We start from the raw sequence: 18,791 nt of genomic DNA on the forward strand, positions 1-18,791 counted from the left end.
CGTCAGCCACCCTGCGTGGCACGGATCACGAGGACGCGGTCGTCCGCGGCCAGCACGTGCGCCACCCACGTTGAGCGCGGCACCACCGCATCGTTCACCGCGATCGCGACGCCGTTCCGCCCGGCGAGCCCGAGTTCCGCCACCAGCGCCGCCACGGTGCAATCCGCGCCGAGCACGCGGGGCTGATCGTTGACCACGATCGTCGCGCACCCGGCGGGTCCGGCGTCGGTCACGACGCCGGTCGCTCGACCTGAGGTCGCGCTGCTCATTTCGCGGGCGCGCCTTCGACGTAGATGTCGCCGCCGGCTTGCTTGAACTGCGTGGCCTTCTCGCGCAGCCCGGCCTCGATCGCCTCGTTGCTTTCGAGCCCGTGCTCCTCGGCGTACTTGCGCACGTCCTCGGTGATGCGCATCGAGCAGAACTGCGGGCCGCACATGGAACAGAAGTGCGCGGTCTTGGCGCTGTCCTGCGGGAGCGTGGCGTCGTGGAATTCGCGGGCCTTCTCCGGGTCGAGCGAGAGGTTGAACTGGTCCTCCCAGCGGAACTCGAAGCGCGCCTTCGACAGCGCGTTGTCGCGGTACTGCGCCGCGGGGTGGCCCTTGGCGAGGTCGGCCGCGTGCGCCGCGATCTTGTACGCGATCACGCCGGCGCGAACGTCGTCCTTGTCAGGCAGGCCGAGGTGCTCCTTCGGCGTGACGTAACAGAGCATCGCGGTGCCGTGCCACCCGATCATCGTGGCGCCAATCGCGCTCGTGATGTGGTCGTAGCCCGGCGCGATGTCGGTCGTCAGCGGCCCGAGCGTGTAGAACGGCGCCTCGTGGCACCACTCGAGCTGCTTGTCCATGTTCTCCGGGATGAGGTGCATCGGGACGTGGCCCGGGCCCTCGCACATCGTCTGCACGCCCAATTTCCACGCGCGCTGCGTGAGTTCGCCCTGGGTCTTGAGCTCGCCGAACTGGGCGTCGTCGTTGGCATCCGCCAGCGAACCCGGCCGCAGGCCATCGCCGATGGAAAACGCCACGTCGTACGCGGCCATGATTTCGCAAATCTCGTCCCAGTGCGTGTAGAGGAAGTTTTCCTGGTGATGCGCGAGGCACCACTTGGCCAGGATCGAACCGCCGCGGCTGACGATGCCGGTCATGCGGCGCGCCGTCAGCGGGATGTAGCGCAGGAGCACACCAGCATGGATGGTGAAGTAGTCGACGCCCTGCTCCGCCTGCTCGACCAGCGTGTCGCGAAAGATGTCCCAGGTGAGTTCCTCGGGCCGCCCGCCAACCTTTTCCAGCGCCTGGTAAATCGGCACGGTGCCGACGGGCACGGGGCAGTTGCGGAGGATCCACTCGCGGGTCTGGTGGATGTTCTTGCCGGTGGAGAGGTCCATCAGCGTGTCGCCGCCCCACTTCACGGACCAGCGCATCTTCTCCACCTCCTCGTCGATCGACGAAGCGACGGCGGAGTTGCCGATGTTCGTGTTGATCTTCACGAGAAAATTCCGGCCGATGATCATCGGCTCGCACTCGGGGTGGTTGATGTTGGCCGGGATGATGGCGCGGCCGCGGGCGACTTCGTCGCGGACGAACTCCGCCGTAATTTCGCGCGGGATGGCGGCGCCGAACGACTGGCCGCGGTGCTGGCGCCAGAGCGAGTTACGCGGACCGTCCTCGGTCATCTCGAGGAGGTCGCGGGCGCGCTGGAGCTTCGTGTTCTCGCGGATCGCCACGTACTCCATTTCCGGCGTGATGATGCCCTGGCGGGCGTAGTGCATCTGGGTGACGCACTTCCCGGGCTTCGCGCGGAGGATCGGACGACCGGTGCGGTCGAAGAACTTGATCGGGTTGCGCCGCCCCTCGACCTCGGCCTGTTCGCGGTGTTTTTCGGAAAGGTAGCCGTCGTCGATGGGCTTCACCGATCGGCCCGCCACCTCGTCGACGTCGCCGCGCTCGCGAATCCAGGGGGCGCGGATCAGAGGCAGCCCGCGGCTCGCGTCGCCGGCAAAGTCGGCGTCACCCCACGGCCCGGAGGTGTCGTACACCCGCACCGGCTCGTTGGGGACCTCGGTTCCGTTCGGCAGCCGGGTAGGAGTCAGGCTGATCTCGCGCATCGGGACGCGCAGGTCAGGGCGGGAACCGGTCACATAGACGCGACGTGAAGTCGGGAAGAGCCGGTGTCCACTGGTGGAGACGGCTTCAGGAGTGCGGTTGGATGACATGAGAGGGAGCTAGGTTTGGTATGTGGCCTCCTCCTGCCGCGCTCATCATTACCGAAGGTGCCAGCTCCCCGCTACTTGCAGCGGATCCTGTTTTCCCTACGGCGGTGTTAAGCGCATCAGGTTCGAAGACTTTAGGAGCGGAACGTGCTCCATTCTCAGCCCAGCGCCCCGGGCTCGCCTAAACGAGGTGACGGGTAAGAGGCACCCCGACGTCGGAATTTTCAAATCAAAATTGTGGCGTACACCGGCCGCGGGCCGCTGCCGCCGGCCCAACCTCCTCCACGCGAATAGCAACCGAGCGGCGAAATGCCAGCGCGGTCCTTATGACAAGTTATGTCGAAAAAAGTCTGGACCGGCGGATCTGGAGTGTCACCGTCGATCCCGCATCAGGAACGAGTCAGCCGTAAAAAAGCTGGCTCCGCCAACCGGGCCGGGAGCGGCCACGGTGGATCGAGCGAAAGCTCGGATGTGCGTCGCCCGCAAGGGTGGCGAACCAAGAACGCTCCCGAAGATGAGGACCGACCTGATGCACACCAGGTCGGTTTTTTGTTTTCACCGGATGCGCGATCACGTCCCACACCGAAAATCACGCACACATGAACACTAGCAGCTCGTTGTCCGGTCTCCGCGTCCGCGCGGAAAACCCTAACCATCACTTGTGGAACAACCACGGCACGTGGTTCCTCCACTACACGATCCATCCGACGCCCTTCACGAAGGAGCGCGTCCGCCGCTCGCTCGGCACCAAGGACCTGAAGGTCGCCCGCACGCGGCGCGATGCCTTCTTCGCCCACTTGGCGACCCAAGCCGGCAAGGAGGCCGTCCAGCCGGTTGCCACCAAGGCGGCGGTCGCAGCCTGAGTTCGCTCCGTTTTCAGCACACACACACGAAAAAGCCGCGCCTTGTTGGCGCGGCTTTTTTGTGTCCGGAGTCGTCGATCGCGCTCGCCGGGTAGGTCACTGAGCACACGGAGAGACGACCCGAGGGCACGGAGATCACGCGAACTGAAAACAGCCCGACGCCAGGCCTCGGTGCCCTCCTCCGGCCTCAGTGCACTCTGTGTCGCTCCCTTCTCTTCGGGTCGGGGTCGCGGTCGGTCGGAACCCCAGCCAAACAGTGGTCAAGGGATTCGGAGGCGCTGGCCGGGGCGCAGGGAGTTTTCGCCGCGGAGGAGGTCGCGGTTGGCGTCGTAGATGTCCTGCCAGCGGTTGCCGCTGCCGTAATAACGCTGGCTGATCCGCGTGAGCGAATCGCCCTCGACGACCACGTGGATGCGCGTCGGCGCCGGCGCGGGGGCGACGGGTTGGGCCGTCGTCGGAGCGCTCGGGGCCGCGACCGTCTGCGGCGCGCTCGGAATCACGTAGCTCGGGGCGTTCGGATTTAGCACCCGCGCGGCCGAGGCAATTTGCTCGAGCGTCGCCTGCGCCTGCCTGAGGCGCGCCGTGATCGCGGCATTCTCCTGCTGTAGGAAGGTTACCCGGGTGGTCCGGTCGCGATCGAGCGCCTGGACCGTCTCGGTCAGCCGCGCGATCTCGGCGCGCGCCGTGGTGAGGTCGCGCTGCGCCCCGGCAAGTTGGTTCGCGGCCGCAGCGAGGCTCGCCGCGCGCTGCTCGGCCTCCTGCCGGGCCTGCTCGATCTGCGCCAGGCGCGCCCTTTCAGCGCGGAGCGAGGCCAGTTCAGCCTGCGCGTCACGCAGGTCGTTGGTGAGTTTCTCGTTCGCTCCGGTGATCTCGGCCACGGTGCCGGCGGTGCGCTGGCCGACCGACTGGGCGTCGGCGAACTTGCCGCGCAGGTCTTCCACCGCGGTGCGCAGGGTGGCGGCGTCCGCCGATGCCGCGGTCAGCCGGGTGTTGTCGGCCTGGAGACTCGCGACCTGGGCCCCGAGGTCCTTCACGTTGCCCTGCAGCCGCTCGTTTGCCTCGGACAGATCGTTGATCTTGGCGAGCTGCTCCTGGGCGACGCGGTTCGCCGCCGCAAAGCGCGTGCGCAGGTCGTTGAGCTCGGACTTCGAGCCTTCGGTCGACTGCCGCAACTGCGCCAGCTGCTGCTCGAGCGTGGTCTTCTCCGTGGCGAGCTTCTCGTTCACCTCCATCAGCTCGCCCACGGTGGTGGCCTGCTGCTGGGTCGCCTTGGCGGCGTCGGCGTACTTTGCCTGCATCGCGGCGTACTCGGTCCGCACCTTCTCGGTCTCGCCCTGGGCGGCGATCACCGACTGGCGCAGTTCCGCGAGCTGCTGGTCCGCCGTGTTGAGCCGCGTGAAGAGCTGCTCCACCTGCGTGCGCAGCGTGTCGCGTTCCTGCGTCGGCGCCTTCAGCGCCTCACGGGCCTGCTCGAGTTCGCGGGTGCGGGTCTCGAGCGCGGTGTTGAGATTCGCCTGCGCGCCGCGGGTCCGCTCCAACTCGGTCTGCGCTGCGGTCAGCTGCGCCCGAAGGTCGTCCGTCGCCGCCTTCACATTCGAATCCTCCGCCGCCTTCACCTGCATCAGCGCGCGGTTGGCATCGGACAGCGCCCGGTTCGACTCGCGCGCGCCCTGCAGTTGCGCGGCGAAGGTCGCGAGCTCCTGCGCGGAACTCTTGCGCTCGGCGTCGAGCTGCGACTCCAACGAACGCACGTGCTCCTGGAGCGTCTGCATCTCCAGCTTCATGGCGTCGGTCGGCGCCGCCTTGATCGCCGCCGCCTGGGCCGCGAGCGCCGCCGCCGTGCCCTGCTTCGAAACTTCGAGGTCCTTCTGCAGGCTGTCGTTGGTCGCCGTCAGCTCCGCAATCGTACTGCTCGCCGCCTCGAGCTGAGCGGTGAGTTTCTCCACCGACTGCCGCGCGCGCAGGGCGTCCTGCTGCACGCCGGTGAGCCGGTCGCGCTCGGCTTCGGCGTCGGCCAGCTGCTTCGCCAGGTTCGTCCGCTCGCGCTCGAGCGTCTCGCGCGCCTGCTGGGCCTGCGCCCGCGCCTGTTGCTCCTGCGCGAGGGTCTGCTCGCGCTGCTGCAACGCGCGCTGGAGGCTGGCGCGTTCGGCGGCAGCATCCTCCGCACTCTTGCGCGCCTCGGCCAGCGCCTGCGTCCGCTGCGTCAGCTCCTGCTGCAAGGTCGTCTTCTCCGCGCCGAGCGACTCGGCGGTCTTGCCCGTCTCCGCCAACGCCTGTTCGCGTTTCGCGAGTTCCTGCCGAAGCGCCGTCTTCTCTATCGTCAGCGCATCGGCTGTCTTGCCTGCTTCGGCGAGCGCCTGTTCGCGCTTTGAAAGTTCTTCCTGCAATGCCGTCTTTTCGGACTCGAGCGCCGTACGGGCCTGCTGCGCCTGCGCCAGCGCGTCGCGCTGCTGCTTGAGTTCCGTCTCGAGTGTCGCCTTGTCGCGGACGAGTGCGTCGCGGGCCTTGCCGGCGTCGGACGCCTCCACCTGCAGCGCCGCGAGCGTGGCCTGGGCGGCCTTGGCCGCCGCGGTCTGCACCGCGATCGCCGCCGCCCCACCCTGCTTGGCGCCATCGAGTTCCTTGCGCAGCGACGCGACCGTGCCGGAAAGATCGGCGTTGGCGCGGTTCGCCGCGTCGAGGTCGGCCGCCAGCTTCTCCGCGCGCGTCCGCTCCTGCGCGGCGTCCTGCTGCGCCGCCGTGAGCCGGTCGCGCTCGGCGGTGACGTCGGCCAGCTGTCGGGTCAGCTCGGCCTTCGTCTGCTCCAGCGCCTCGCGGGCCTGCTGTTCACGCGCGAGCGACTGTTGCTGGGCCGTCTTCTCCGCGGTGAGGGCTTCGCCCGCCTTGCCCGCTTCGGCCAGGGCCTGCTCGCGTTTCGAAAGTTCCGCCTCCAACGCCGTCTTTTCGGACTCGAGCGCCGTACGGGCCTGCTGCGCCTGCGCCAGCGCGTCGCGCTGCTGCTTGAGCTCCGTCTCGAGTGTCGCCTTGTCGCGGACGAGTGCGTCGCGGGCCTTGCCGGCGTCGGACGCCTCCACCTGCAGCGCCGCCAGCGTGGCCTGGGCGGCCTTGGCCGCCGCGGTCTGCACCGCGATCGCCGCCGCCCCACCCTGCTTGGCGCCGTCGAGTTCCTTGCGCAGCGAGGCGACCGTGCCGGTGAGGTCGGTGTTGGCGCGGTTCGCCGCGTCGAGGTCGGCCGCCAGTTTCTCCGCGCGCGTCCGCTCCTGCGCGACGTCCTGCTGCGCGGCGGCCTTTTCGTTGGCGAGTTGGTCCCGCTGCTTCGTGGCCTCGGCGAGCGCCTCCTGCTGACGCGTCGCGTCCGCCCGCCCCTGCTTCAATTTGTCCGCCGTCGCGGTGAGCTCCCGGTTCGCCGCCTCGGCCGCCTGCAGCTTCGCGGTCAGTCCCTCCAGCTGCGTCCGCCCTTCGTTCGCACTCGCCTGAGCGGATTGCGCAGTCTGCGCCAGCCGGTCGCGCTCGGCGCGCAACCCGGCCACCTGTTCGTTAAGCTGCTTGTTCGTCTGCTCGAGCTGCTGCGTGAAGCCCTCGCGATCGCCCTGGCGTTTGGACAGCTCCTCGAGCTGCGTCTGCGCGGCCTGCTTTTCCGCCGTCGCCGCATCGCGTTCCCGCGTCGTGGCAGCGAGCGCCTCCTTGCTCTGCGTGAGCTGCGTCTGACTCTGCGTCAGCTCCGCCTGGATTTCCGTGAGCTTGCGCGCGGTCTCGGCAAGCCGGTCGCGCTCCGCGGCCAGGCCGGCGAGGCGCTCGTTCAACTGGGCATTCGTCTGCTCCAGTCTCTCGACAAAGGCGCGCTGCTCCTGCGCTGACTTCTCGGCGGCGGCGAGCCGGGCCGCGAGCTCGGGATCGACGGCAGGCTTCTCCCGCGCGGCGCGCTCCACGTCGGCCAGCTGTCGCACCGCGCGGTCGCGCTCGGCCCGCGCGGCTTCAAGTTCCTGCCCGGCCCCGGCGACGGCCTGCTTCAGCGCGGCGGCGCCGGAGGCGGACGCCTCGCTCAACGCGGCGCTGATCCGGGCCTTGTCGGCGCGCTCCTGTTCCAGGGCGGCCTTGGCGGCCTCGAGCTGCGGTTGCAGATCGGCGAGGGCGCGCTTGGCGGTGCCAAGCTCGGCGGCGGTGTCGCCCAACTGGCGGCGCAATTCATCGGTCGGCTCCGTGTCGGCGCGCTTGGCCGCCGCCTCCGCGAGCTGCCGTTCCAGCGCGCTCTTCTCGGCCGCGAGCGTCTCGCGCTGCTTCTCCGCCAGGGCAAGCGCCGCCTCGGCGCGCGTCACGCGATCCTGGATACCGGCGGCCCCAGCCAATTCATCCCGGAGGCGGGCGTTCTGCACGCGCAGCGTGGCGAGTTCGGCGCCGGTGCCCGCCTGGGCCTGCAACTGCTTGTTCTCTTCCGCCAGCTTCTCGTTCGCGGCCCGGAGGGCCGTGAGCTGCTGGTTCAACGCGGCGAGTTGGGCGGAATCCGCCGCCGGCGCGGCGGGAGCGGCGACATTCGCAGCGGCGGCGTTGGCGCCGCCGGACTTCTCCTCGAGCGCGCGCAACTGCCGGTTCATCTGCGTCAGGCGGATCGTCGAGGACTTCACCTCGTCGTTCAGCCGCGCGTTCTCCGTAAGCAGCTTTGCGATGCGCGGGTCGGCCTCGGCAAGCTGCGCGACGGTCAAGTTCGTGGTCTCGGGCTTGGCGTCGGCCGCCGCGGGCGCGGCGGTCTGACGCGCAGCCGCCAACTGGGCCGCGAGTTCGGTCGCGCGCTGCTCGGCTGCCTGCCGCTGCTGCGTGAGCTCGTCGACCTGAGCGCGAAGGGCGGCGGCGTTGGACTGCGCCGGCGAGGGCTGGGCGACAGTCCGCAGGCGCTCGTTCTCCTTGGAAAGCTGGGTGGCGGTCGCCTGGGCCTCCGCCAGGGCGGTCCGCGCGGTGGCGAGATCGGCGGCGAGACGCTCGCGGCCGGCGGCCTCTTCGCGGGCCTTGGCATCCGCCGCGGCCGCGGCCTGCAGGCGCTGCTCCAGATCGGCCTTCTCCTTCGCGAGATCGCGGGCGGTGTCGGAAAGCTTCGTGTTCTGCGCGCGCAACGCCTCGAGCTCCGCCTTGAGGGTCGCAAGCTCCGCGTTGACCGCCGCCAGCTCGGGCGCGGGCGTTGCCGGCGCGGCGGCCGGCGGAGCACCCGCGGATGCGTTGGCGGCGACCGCAGGCGCAGCGGCCTTGGCATCGGTGGCAAGGCGCGCGCGGAGGGTGTCGAGCACCACCTGGGCCTGGGTGGCCTGCGCGGGCGTGAGCTGCTGGGCCACGATGTCGCGGCCGGTCGGCTTCGCGCCGTTCTCGACGGCGAGCGACAGCCAGGCGTGGGCCTCGAGCAGGTTCTGCATCACGCCGCGGCCTTCGGCCAGGAGGATGCCGAGGTTGTTCTGCGCGGGGGCAAAGTTGTGCGCGCCGGCGGCGCGGTACAGTTCGGCGGCAGCGGTCGGATCTGCGGGCCCGCCGCGGCCTTCCTCCATCATCAGCGCCAGATTGTAGCGGGCGCGGTCGTAGCCCTGGTCCGCCGCGTCGTTGTACCAGCGTCGCGCGGCGGTCTCGTCCTTGGTCAGCCCGCGGCCGAGTTCGTACGCGAGCGCGAGGTTGTACTGCGCCTCCGGGACGCCGCGGTTGGCGGCCTGGCGGAACCACAGCGCCGCCTCGAAGAAGTCCTGTTTCACGCCGGTCCCGTTGGCGTACATGTTGCCGACGTTGAACTGCGCGGGCGCGAAACCCTGCTGCGCGGCCTTGAGGTAGTGCCCGAACGCCGCTGCCGGGTTGGCGTTCACGCCGCGGCCGAGCTCCGTGAGCATCCCCAGGTTGAAACTCGCCGTCGCCAGCCCGCGGTCCGCCGCCTGCTGATAGAGGCGGATCGCCTCCCGGTAGTCCTGCGGCACGCCCTGGCCGTTCGCGTACGCACTGCCCAGCGCATTCAACGCCTCCGCGTCGCCCCGCTCCGCCCGCGACCGCACCGTTTCCAGGTCCACCTGCTGCGCCCGGATCGATGGCGCCGCCAGCCCAAGCAACAGCGCGGCGATAAGCAGGCGCTGCTTCCAGATCGGGAATTTTCGGGTGGCCGCTTCGGGATTACGCACGGGCCTCTTTTAAGGCCAAAACCGTACAGGGAAGCAAGGCGGCGTCTTGCATGCCGTGGATGATCTTCTTGTCCGGCGGACAGAACGTCGCGAGCGCGCCGGAGAGCCGCGCTTGTCCGTCCACAGTAAAGTAATACGGACACAGCCGGAGCCGGCCGGCCTTGGTGGTGGCGATCGCCGGCGCACCCGCATTCACCGGGTCTTCATAAACCGGGTGCTCGGTCCGCCGCGGCTTCCGGTACGCCTGCAGCACGTGCAAGTTGGTCGCAGCCGCGCCCAGCGCACGGTTGATGCCCTCCTGCCACTCCTCGCGAGAGCAGTCGCTGCCGAGCACCACGCTGCGCGCGCCCCACGCGGTCTCGTGGTAGCCGCTGATCTTGATGATGAGGTCGCGCTCCTTCTGCGACGCGTGGGCCAGGTCGCGCCAGTCGGTCAGCGGCCGGCCGGCGGCGCGCGGGCCGTCGAGCACCGCGCCCGGAGGGATCGGCGTCGGGTCCATGATCCACGAGGCCGGGATAAGCCCGCGCAGGAGCTTGTGCGCGCGGCCGCTGAGCGCCTCGTGCCAGTAGTCCTGCAGGAGGTGGTGGTGGAAGAGCGCGAGCGCGAGCTTCTCCTCCTGGAAGTGCCGCATCGGCGGCGCGATCTGCACCTCGCCCGCCGCCCACGCCTCGAAGATGAACTTCTGCGTGCGGATGTTCTCGAGGTCGAAGAGCTCGAAGAACCGGTACAGGACGTCGATCTTCTCGGGGTTGCCGTCGGCATCGAAGAACAGCGCGTTCTCCAGCGGGAAAATGTCCTCCGGCCGCAGGCAGAAGACGCGCTTGCCCTCGAGCTGGAGCTGGTGCGCGAGCCACTGCATCTCGGGCCGGTAGGTCGCCGCCTCGTCGCTCACCACGAGCGCGATCAGCGGGTTCGTCGCCGCCGGCGCGAGCGCCGCCAGCGCCGCGTAGAAATGGCGGATCATCCCGTCATCGGCACCAAGGATCCGGCCGGCGTCAGCATCGCCCGGTGTCGCGGCGGAGGCGGACGAAGCGGGCGTCGCCGACGAGGTTGCCGAGCGATCCCCCGCGTAGAGCCGGTTGAGAAACGCCGTCAGCCCGATGCCGCCCGGGACCGAGTCGAGCTCGGTCAGGACAAAGCCGTCGTCGGTGAGCAGCAGGTCGGGCCGGAGAACCGGCGGAAACGCGCCACGGTTGCGGGGATCGCGGGCGTGGGCGACCAGCGCGGCGGGTTTGCCGCGGTCGAGGTAGTCCGCGACCCAGGGCGCGAGCAGGGGCTTGTTGCGCAGGAGGTTCTTGCCGGCGACGGAACGGAGATAGAGCGTCTCCAGCGCCTGGTGAAACTCGAGACACGCCGCGCCGATGGCCTCGAGCTGCGTCACCTGCTCCGGCGTGAGCGGCCAGGCGTCGGGCGAGAGCTGCCAGGACTTCGCCTCGAACAGCGGCTGGTCCGCCAGCGCGGAGTGGATCTGCTCGTAGGTGAGGCCGGTGCTCATGACTGGCCCGAACATTGGAGGTAGAACCTCAAACGCAACTGCGAGTTACGTCGCGCCCGGGCGCTGCAGCGGCGCGCCGGGGGCGAATGGCGAGAGAACGCGCCAAACGAAGACGCCGGGCGGCCGGGCCGAGCGGGGAAGCGGCCGAGGGGTAGCGACCGGGCGCGTGGACGCGCGCCCATCGAGGGCAACGCGTCCGGTGCGGGCGGACGTTACTCCTCCATCTGAATCTCTTTGTTCCGGTGCCGCGGACACCCGGCGCGGAGCCAGGCGTTGACGAAGCGGTCGAGGTCGCCGTCGAGCACGCCCTGGGTGTCGCTCGTGCTGATGCCGGTGCGCAGGTCCTTCACCATCTGGTAGGGCTGCAGCACGTAGCTGCGGATCTGGCTGCCCCATCCGATTTCGCCCTTCTCGCCGTAGAACTTGTCCATCTCGGCGCGCTGCTCGTCCTGCTTCTTTTCATACAGGCGGGCCTTGAGGACGTTCATCGCGCTGGCGCGGTTCTTGATCTGCGAACGCTCGTTTTGGCAGACCACGACGATGCCGGTCGGGAGGTGCGTGATGCGGACGGCGGAGTCGGTGGTGTTGACGCCCTGGCCGCCCTTGCCGGAGGAGCGATAGACGTCGACGCGGATGTCGCTGTCGGGGACCTCGATGTTGATCTCCTCGTTGATCTCCGCGATCACGTCGACCGCGCAGAAGGAGGTATGCCGGCGCTTGTTGGCGTCGAACGGGCTGATGCGGACGAGGCGGTGGACGCCGCGCTCGGCCTTGGCGTAACCGTAGGCGTTCTCGCCCTTGATGAGGAGCGTGGCCTTGGTGATGCCGGCCTGGTCGCCGACCTGGACGTCCTGCACCTCGACCTCGTAGCCGCGGCGCTCGGCCCAGCGGTTGTACATGCGGAAGAGCATGTCGGCCCAGTCGTTGGACTCGGTGCCGCCGGCGCCGGACTGGATGGAGAAGATGGCGTTGTTGCGGTCGAACTGGCCGGTGAGGAAGGACGCGATCTCGAGCTGGTCGAGTTCGGCGACGAGGGCGGTGACCTGGCCCTCGAGTTCGTGCTCGTACATCTCCTTCTCGCCGGCGGAGGCGGCCTCGATGAGTTCGATCATCACACCGACGTCATCGACCTTCTTCTGGAAGGCGACGACCGGGAGGACGGCCTTCTTGAGGCCATTCAGTTTGGCGATGTGCTTCTGCGCGCGATCGTTGCTGTCCCAGAAAGTCGGCGAGCCCATCTCGGCGTCCATCGCCTCGATCTCGCGGGTCTTCTGATCGACGTCAAAGAAACCTCCATAGATGGCCGGCGCGCTTCTTGATGTTCTCGATGTGGCTGAAGGTCTCGGGGGAGAGCATGGTCAAATAGGAGAGCTGGTCATGGCCGCAAACGCCGCGCCACTAGGCAAGGCCGAAAACCCGGTGAGCCGGCGACAGTGGGCGCAAACGCGCCCAAGGCGCGGAGTTACGCCGCAAAACCCGGGCAGAAGACCGAGCCGAGGTTGGACCGCAAAGACGCGCAAAAGGCGCAAAAGGAACGAGTCGCGGAGCCGCCGGCAAAGGGCCAAATCGCGGCCGCTAACCCACGCCAAGCGCGGCTTTGGCTTTGTCCCACGCCATGCCCGTTTGCCCTGATTGCGGCTGAGCGCGGCGTTCAGGTCGCACAGAGACTAGTAGAGGGGACGGACATGTTCTGTTCGACGCTAGAGCGCTAGAGGGTGCTAGAGGGGACGGGGGTGCTAGAGGGGACGGACATGTTCGAAGCGCACACACATCAGCCGGTATGTTCGGCGCTCGTCGCGCTTTGGTCGGCGCCGCTGGCCCAACGTCGGGCCCAAGCCGCGCATCAAGGGGCCGCCCCGCCGATACGCAGCACCCCGCCACACTCGCCACAAGTTCGGTCAGCTCAACAAGGCTCCGCGAAGCGGTCGCAAGCCGGCGATTTCACCCCAGCCGGGGTCCGGCAGGTCGTGACGCTTCACGCGGTGGGTCAGGCTGTGCTTCGTCCGGTACGCCGCGACGTGCCCGTCGACGAATTCCCGCCCACCCAGGACCACTCCCTCGCTGAAATACCGGATCCGGCAGCGGAGCACATCGGGCAGGCTCAGTTTTCCTCCGGCCTCCACCGCGGCCCGTACCTGCTCGGCGGGGAGCGAGGCCTTCCCCTCGCGCGGCGCGCCGCCGCTCGTGAACAGCAGCAGCCGATAACTGCACTGCGCCTGCTCCCAGTTTCCACCCACCACCGACTGCAGGCCTTGGCGCGCGGGGACATGACCACTCACCGCCTCGGCATACCCGCAGAACCGGTAGTCCTTCGGATCCTTCGAGATTCCGGCGCGGACGCAGTTGAGATCGATATACGCCGCCACCGTCTGGACGACCCGCTCTTTGCCCTCGAGCAACTGACTCTTGAACCGATCCGCCCACACGGGTCCAAACCGCCGATGTCGGGCGTTGTACCAGATCGAGAAACGCTCCTTCAGCAGCTTCATGTACTGAGATACATCGTACATCAACGCCCGCTGCCGCTCGCGCCACGCCTCCGCGGCGGGGGTGTTCGCCGCCAGCCCGGCCCGGATCACCTCCAGCCGCGCAACTTGGTGCTTGGTCGGTTTCGGATAAAGCACCGCGTAGCGCCGGAGCAGTTCCGCGTCCGAGAGCTCCGGTCGCTGCGGCACCCGCACCAGCAGATGGAAGTGATTCGACATGATGGCGTAGGTGAGGATCTCAACCCCGGCGAAGTCTGCCACCTGCCACATCTGCCGCCGCAGGATCTCCTTGGCGGTCGTGCCAAACATCCACTCCCCGTTCACCGTCCGGCTGATCAGGTGGTACACGCCCGGCTCCCGCTCCGAGTTCACTTTGATCCGTGCGCGCCGCATGCGCTACCGACAATTGTTTTTTTACCTTTCAGTCAATCCATTTGCGTGTCTGTCCCCCTTAGCTCTCCTGTCCCCCTTAGCTCTCCTGTCCCCCTTGGCTCTCCTCAGCGCCGGGGACCTCATCCTTGGCGTCGTTGCCCTCTAGCCTGAACAGCGGGGCGCGTGTTGCGTGCCGCACCAACGAGCCACGGTCCCTGGCAGCCCGATCAGCCCCTCCCGGCCGTGTGCGCGCGAGCGGCTAATCTTCCCTGTCTCGATTGGCCTTCTTGAGAAGCTTCCAAAACACGACGCATTCGAGGGCAAAAACCAAAACGAATGTGGCTAGAGAGACATAAAGGATGCGCTCGTAACCTTCGCGCCCTTCGATCCGCTGATTCGCTAGCCAAAAATAGTAGGTGCAAAGGTTGAAGAGGCGATAAAGCACGAGTGCTGCCACTACAACCGAAGCAACCAAGAGAAGTGCTGCGGTATTGGCTTTCATTCAGGTCCTCCAAAGCCTGCTACCACTGCGGGCGGTCGAACCGGATCGCGCTTTGAGAAACGTGACCATGATCAGGTGTCATTACTCACTCATCGCCTGGATGAAGGCAGCGTGCCCGATCAACAAGGCAGTAGCCGCCGAGAGATATGCCACAGGCTCCGCCCGCCAACGCGAGGTGCGCAACCGTGCACGATCAAACTTCCGCAGTAGCCAATAACGAACGACAGCAAACACCGCTGCAGAGCAGATCGAAACGAACACGAGATTCTTGGGCAGTCCCCAACCATATGGGACGAGCAGCATGATGGTCGCGATGAACGTATGATACGTCTTATGGGTCATCCGTTATACAAAACCACCTATAGCGCCCGCCGGCGGGGAAAGGAGTACGGCGGCGGGGAGGCATACGCTTATTCGATCAGCTGCGCGGCTTCCTGCTTCTTGCGCTTACGTTCCCAGTACCAGGCGATCCAGATGCAGATCTCGTAAAGGAGGTACAGCGGCACGGCCATCGCCACCTGCGTGATCACTTCGGGGGTCGTCAGGAGCGCGCCGAGGATGAAGGAGAGCACGATCACGTGGCGGCGGTACTTCGCCAGCTGCGTGTGCGTCAGGATCCCGAGCTTCACCAGGAACAGCACCACCACCGGGAGCTGGAAGCCGAGGCCCATGCCAAAGATGAAATGTGTGACGAAGCTGATGTACTCGTTCGCCCGCCAGTCCAGGCCCTCAAAGCCGAGCAAGTTCGAGTACGCCACGGACGCCCGCAGCGCGATCGGCAGGAGCAGGTAGTACGTCGACAGCACGCCCAGGATGAACAGGAGGAAGCTCCAGCCCACCCACGGCAGGAGCGCCTGCCGCTCCCGCCGGTGCAGCGCCGGCAGGATGAAACTTGCCATGAAGTAGATCCAGAAGGGCGACGAAATGATTAGCGCCGCGTACAGCGCCACCCGGAACGCCAGGATGAAGCCCTCCGCCGGACTGAAATTGTGCAGCCGCACCTGCAGCGGGCCGGCCGACGGATCCGTTCGCGGCGGGAGCGTCTTCAACGTCGCCACCTGCTGGTCGCCGATGACGGCCGTGCCCAGTTCGTACTCCACCTGCGGCGCATCGCCGCCCGGCAATCCCGCAAACTGCTCCCGCGTCACCTTGTACGGCCCAAGCTTCGTCGTGCCGATGTGCAGTGTGACCGTCGGCTCCGGCTTCTGAAAGATGTCGATCCGCCGCAGCGGCTGCTCGAGCACACCGACGATCTTGTGCGTGAAGACCATGCACAGCACGACCGCGATCCCGATGGCGATCAGCGACCGGACGATCGCCTTCCGCAGTTCCTCCAGGTGCGACCAGAACGACTGGCGCGGACCACCGCTGTCATCGGGAAGTTCTTCAGGCGTGTCGTTGCTCATCGGGTGCAGGCGACAGCAACTTCGGCGACAACCCCGCCGAGTTCGAGGCAGAAATCAACGGTACGCCGTGGCCCCCATAGGAGCGCGGCACCCTACCCGCTCCCGCCAGCGCCGACGGGGCGAATCGTTCTCGTCACAGAGCACACGGAGACCGGAGGAGGACACGGAGGAAAACCGGCCGGGGATTCGCTCCGTGCCCCTCCTCCGATCTCTGTGGCCTTCGTGTCCTGCCCGGAAGGATCGAGGGATTGAGGGATTGAGGGATTGAGGGATTGAGGGATTGAGGGATTGAGGGATTGAGGGATTGAGGGATTGAGGGGCGTGCCACTCAGCGGCTCGCCACCTTCACTTTCACCTTCACGCTCACTTTCACTCCGAAGGACGTTCTCGTTCTCTCGGAATCGATCTCGTTCTCTCAACCCGCGGTTCGCAGAGCGTACGCGAGGGCCATGGCGCAGAGGCGATGGAGGAGCGGACGGGCGGACGGAGACGGAGTTTGGGAGAGTAAGAGGAAGAGTAAGAGTAAGAGAAAGAGCCTGCCGAACCGACCCGGCCGGCTGACGGACGGGGTTGGAGAACGAGAACGCTTTCTTGGAGGACTAGTGATCCAGATAAACACCCTTCCTGCCGTTCACCTCGACCCAGGTGCGGGGGAGCGGGCGGAACTCGAGGCGGAAGACGTTCTGGTTCGCCAGCTCGCCGCGCTTTCCATCGAAGAGCATCACGCTGATGTTGTCGCCGTCCGGCACGGGCAGGACGACCAGCGTGTTGATGGTATCCGGACGATACGGCGCGACGATGTCGCGGCCACGGCTCACGGCAAACTCCACCTGCGCAGAGGTCGCCGACTGCGTCGCACGGACCGGCACTTCGGTCGTGTCGCCAGTGTTGCGGTACGGCCAGGAAATCTTGGTCTCCTTCTCCTCCTCCTTCGCGCCAGCGGCCACGACGGGCTTCGCTTCCGGCTTCGCCGGCACGGGCGCCCAAGCAGCCTTGATCTCCTTCAGCGTCGGGCGATGCGCCTGATAGCGCCAACCCGCGCCACCGAGGCCGGCCACGAACAGCACCCAGGCGACGACGCCGACGATCTGCACGCGGCGGAAACTCGGCAACGCCGGCAACGGCTCGGGCGTGGGCTTCACGTCAGCCAGCGCCTTGAGCTCGTCCTTCACCTTGGCCAACTCCGTCTCGAGTTCGTCACCGCTCTTGCCTGAACCCGCCACCCGCAGCTCACGGCGGCAGCGCTTCGGGCCATCGCGCCAGCTCCAATGGGCGCCGGCGATCGTGGCCTGCAGCGAGCGCCGGATCTGCGGCGTGCCGGCAAAGCGCAACGCGAGCGCGGCGACCAGCGGCACGAACGCGAGGGCGACACCCATGACGCCGGGCCAGAGCACCGCGGCCACCACGCCCAGCAGCAGCCACGCGAGCAGGAACCAACCCCACCCGCCAAAGACAATGCGTCCGGTCTGCAGCGCGCGCTCAAACTGCAGCCACGCGAGCGCCTGCGTGAGCTCCACGCCGCGGTCCCGCAGCTGCTTTGCCCGCCGGCGCGCCGCCTCTTCGTGGGTGTAGAACTTCAGGACCTCGGGAATCGATGCGCCCCACGCGAGCAACACGAGTTCCGCACGGCCGGGGTTCGGCAGCTTGAACAGCTTTTCGACCGCCGCGTGATCCGAGCCCGCGAACGTCTTCGCCAGCTCGTCGCGCGTCGCCTTCAGGTTCGGCAGCGGCTCGAGTGCGAGCCGGAACAGCCGGGCGTTCGCCGCGACGTCGTTCTGCGCCAGCCAGCCGTGACGCCGGCACGCGGACTCCACGTCGGCGGTCACGCGGCCGAGTTCCGCCAGCAGGCGGCCGGCCGCCTGGTCGATGCGCTCGATCTGCAGCGCGATTGAGCGTGTGGTGAGCGCGCGCAGCACCATGAGCCCGTCGGCCTCGCCGAGCTCCGTGAGCATCGCCGGCACCGTGGCCGGCTCGAAGGGACGACCCCGCCAGATGAGCTTCCCCGCGGAAAGCACCACGAGCGCAACCATCGTGACGGCCTCGCGGCGCGCCGCCGGCGAGGAGAGCTTCAGCGGCAGCGAGTCCCCGAGCTCGAGCGAGGAGATCAGGCTCTCGTGCGCGAGCGACTGCGTCGTGGACCAGCGCAGGAAATGTGCGAGCGTGCCGGGCGTGGTGGCCTCAAAGAGCTGCACGGAATTCTCCGCCCAATGCTCCGCGGACTGCAGGATCGCCGCGATCTCGGGCACGGTGCAGGGGCGGCCCCGCCAGCGGAAGTGGGTCTCGGCGCGCGGCGTGTCGTAAAACTCCTTCACCGACTGCCCGCGCACCCAGCGGTCGACATTGTCGCCCGTCCAGCGCGCATCCTTGGCACTCGTCAGCAGTCCGCGCAGGAGCACCTGCAATTGCGGATCAAGTCCGGCCATCTTCTCCACGGCGCCGGCACGCGGGCCCTTGGCCTCGGCTTCGTGCAACAGCGTCTCGGCGCGCGCGAGCGGATCACCGGCGCGCGAATCCTTCACGAGATCGGGCAGGTCCTGGACGATGTGATGGCCGAGGACGATTTCCTGCACCACGCGGCCAAGCGACCACCAGTCCCACGCGCACAGCCCGGGGCCGGGCACGTGCAGGTTGAGGCCAAGCGTCTCCGGCGGGGCATACAGCGGGTTGGCCGGCGCGGGTACCGACTCCTTGCGGTCGAACGTGGTCAGGTTGTCGAGCCCGGCGATCATGCACTCCACGTTGCCATCGTGCTCGAAGACATGGACCGCCGCGGGGCTCAGCCCGAGGTGGACGAGTTCAAACGCATGCATCGCCGCAAGCGCCTCGGTGAGCTGCACGACGATCGCCTTGACGGTGTCGGCGTCGACCGCCGGACGGGCGGCGCGCCACGCCGGGATCGGCAGGCCGCGCGGGGCGTCGGCCACTTCGATGCGCCACTCGCCGGCGCGCTGGGCATCGCGCGGATGCTGCACGTGCGGCGAATCGATGCCGCCGAGTTTGGACCACACCTGGGCGCGAATCTCCGGCTCGGCCGGCTTGAACGCGCGCAGCACGACCGGCTGGCCGCCGTCCACGCACGTCGCCTTCCAGCTCTGGCTGCCCGGGGCAGCCGCGAGCGCTTCCACGATGGCGTACTTTTCCCGCCACACGGCGCCCACGACCGGCAGGGCCGCGTCGCCTGGGTTGGCAGAGGCCGGCGCGGACACAGGGGTGCCATCGCCAGCGGTTCCGGCTGGAGAAATAGGCGCAGCCTCCGCGGCGCGCTGAGCAGGTGCGGGCATATTACCCTGTTAAACGACCCGAAAACGGCCCGGCTTGAGG

The 18,791-nt window shown here is 67.8% G+C and carries 10 protein-coding genes and 1 riboswitch; of the genes, 1 reads left to right on the forward strand and 9 read right to left on the reverse strand.

The annotated features are described in order from the left end of the window. Positions 1–2: 2 nt before the first annotated feature. Both thiS and thiC read right to left on the reverse strand, forming a co-directional pair. Positions 3–269, reverse strand: a complete 267-nt coding sequence (gene thiS / locus DB354_RS05255) for a sulfur carrier protein ThiS (RefSeq protein ID WP_107834395.1) — start codon at positions 267–269, stop codon at positions 3–5. Further along, positions 266–2,209 carry a phosphomethylpyrimidine synthase ThiC gene (thiC, locus tag DB354_RS05260; protein ID WP_107834396.1) on the reverse strand — a complete coding sequence of 648 codons (1,944 nt, stop codon included), beginning with the start codon at positions 2,207–2,209 and terminating at the stop codon, positions 266–268. Before thiC ends, thiS begins: the two co-directional genes overlap by 4 nt. 76 nt (positions 2,210–2,285) lie before the next feature. After that, positions 2,286–2,399, reverse strand: a riboswitch (TPP riboswitch). 406 nt (positions 2,400–2,805) lie between these two features. On the opposite strand from thiC, the gene DB354_RS05265 reads away from it, so the two are divergent. Further along, on the forward strand, positions 2,806–3,069 hold the full coding sequence (locus DB354_RS05265; protein WP_107834397.1) for a hypothetical protein: 264 nt from the start codon (positions 2,806–2,808) through the stop codon (positions 3,067–3,069). A 260-nt stretch (positions 3,070–3,329) separates the two neighbouring features. On the opposite strand, the gene DB354_RS05270 is transcribed toward DB354_RS05265, so the two are convergent. The 7 genes from DB354_RS05270 to DB354_RS05305 form a co-directional block, all read right to left on the reverse strand. Beyond that, positions 3,330–9,209, reverse strand: a complete 5,880-nt coding sequence (locus tag DB354_RS05270) for a LysM peptidoglycan-binding domain-containing protein (protein ID WP_107834398.1) — start codon at positions 9,207–9,209, stop codon at positions 3,330–3,332. Further along, complete coding sequence (locus tag DB354_RS05275; protein WP_107834399.1) at positions 9,202–10,704, reverse strand: hypothetical protein; 1,503 nt, start codon at positions 10,702–10,704, stop codon at positions 9,202–9,204. Before DB354_RS05275 ends, DB354_RS05270 begins: the two co-directional genes overlap by 8 nt. Before the next feature lie 212 nt (positions 10,705–10,916). Then, positions 10,917–12,060 (reverse strand): peptide chain release factor 2 gene (gene prfB, locus DB354_RS05280; RefSeq protein WP_199226801.1). Its coding sequence is split into 2 segments (ribosomal slippage): positions 10,917–11,987 and positions 11,989–12,060, totalling 1,143 coding nucleotides; the frame shifts between segments, so codons are not numbered across the junction. Positions 12,061–12,602: 542 nt separating this feature from the next. Further along, positions 12,603–13,583 (reverse strand): transposase, encoded by a 981-nt coding sequence (locus DB354_RS05285; RefSeq protein WP_107834401.1) that lies wholly within the window; start codon positions 13,581–13,583, stop codon positions 12,603–12,605. Positions 13,584–13,821: 238 nt separating this feature from the next. Continuing rightward, complete coding sequence (locus DB354_RS05290; RefSeq protein WP_146180116.1) at positions 13,822–14,064, reverse strand: hypothetical protein; 243 nt, start codon at positions 14,062–14,064, stop codon at positions 13,822–13,824. Positions 14,065–14,474: 410 nt separating this feature from the next. Next, entirely contained in the window at positions 14,475–15,470 is a 996-nt protein-coding gene (gene tatC / locus DB354_RS05300) for a twin-arginine translocase subunit TatC (RefSeq protein WP_107834404.1), read from the reverse strand. 599 nt (positions 15,471–16,069) lie between these two features. Beyond that, positions 16,070–18,676, reverse strand: coding sequence for a hypothetical protein (locus tag DB354_RS05305; protein WP_158277381.1), 2,607 nt, complete (start codon positions 18,674–18,676; stop codon positions 16,070–16,072). Positions 18,677–18,791 lie beyond the last annotated feature (115 nt).

This window comes from Opitutus sp. ER46 (genome assembly GCF_003054705.1).
Classification (GTDB): domain Bacteria; phylum Verrucomicrobiota; class Verrucomicrobiia; order Opitutales; family Opitutaceae; genus ER46.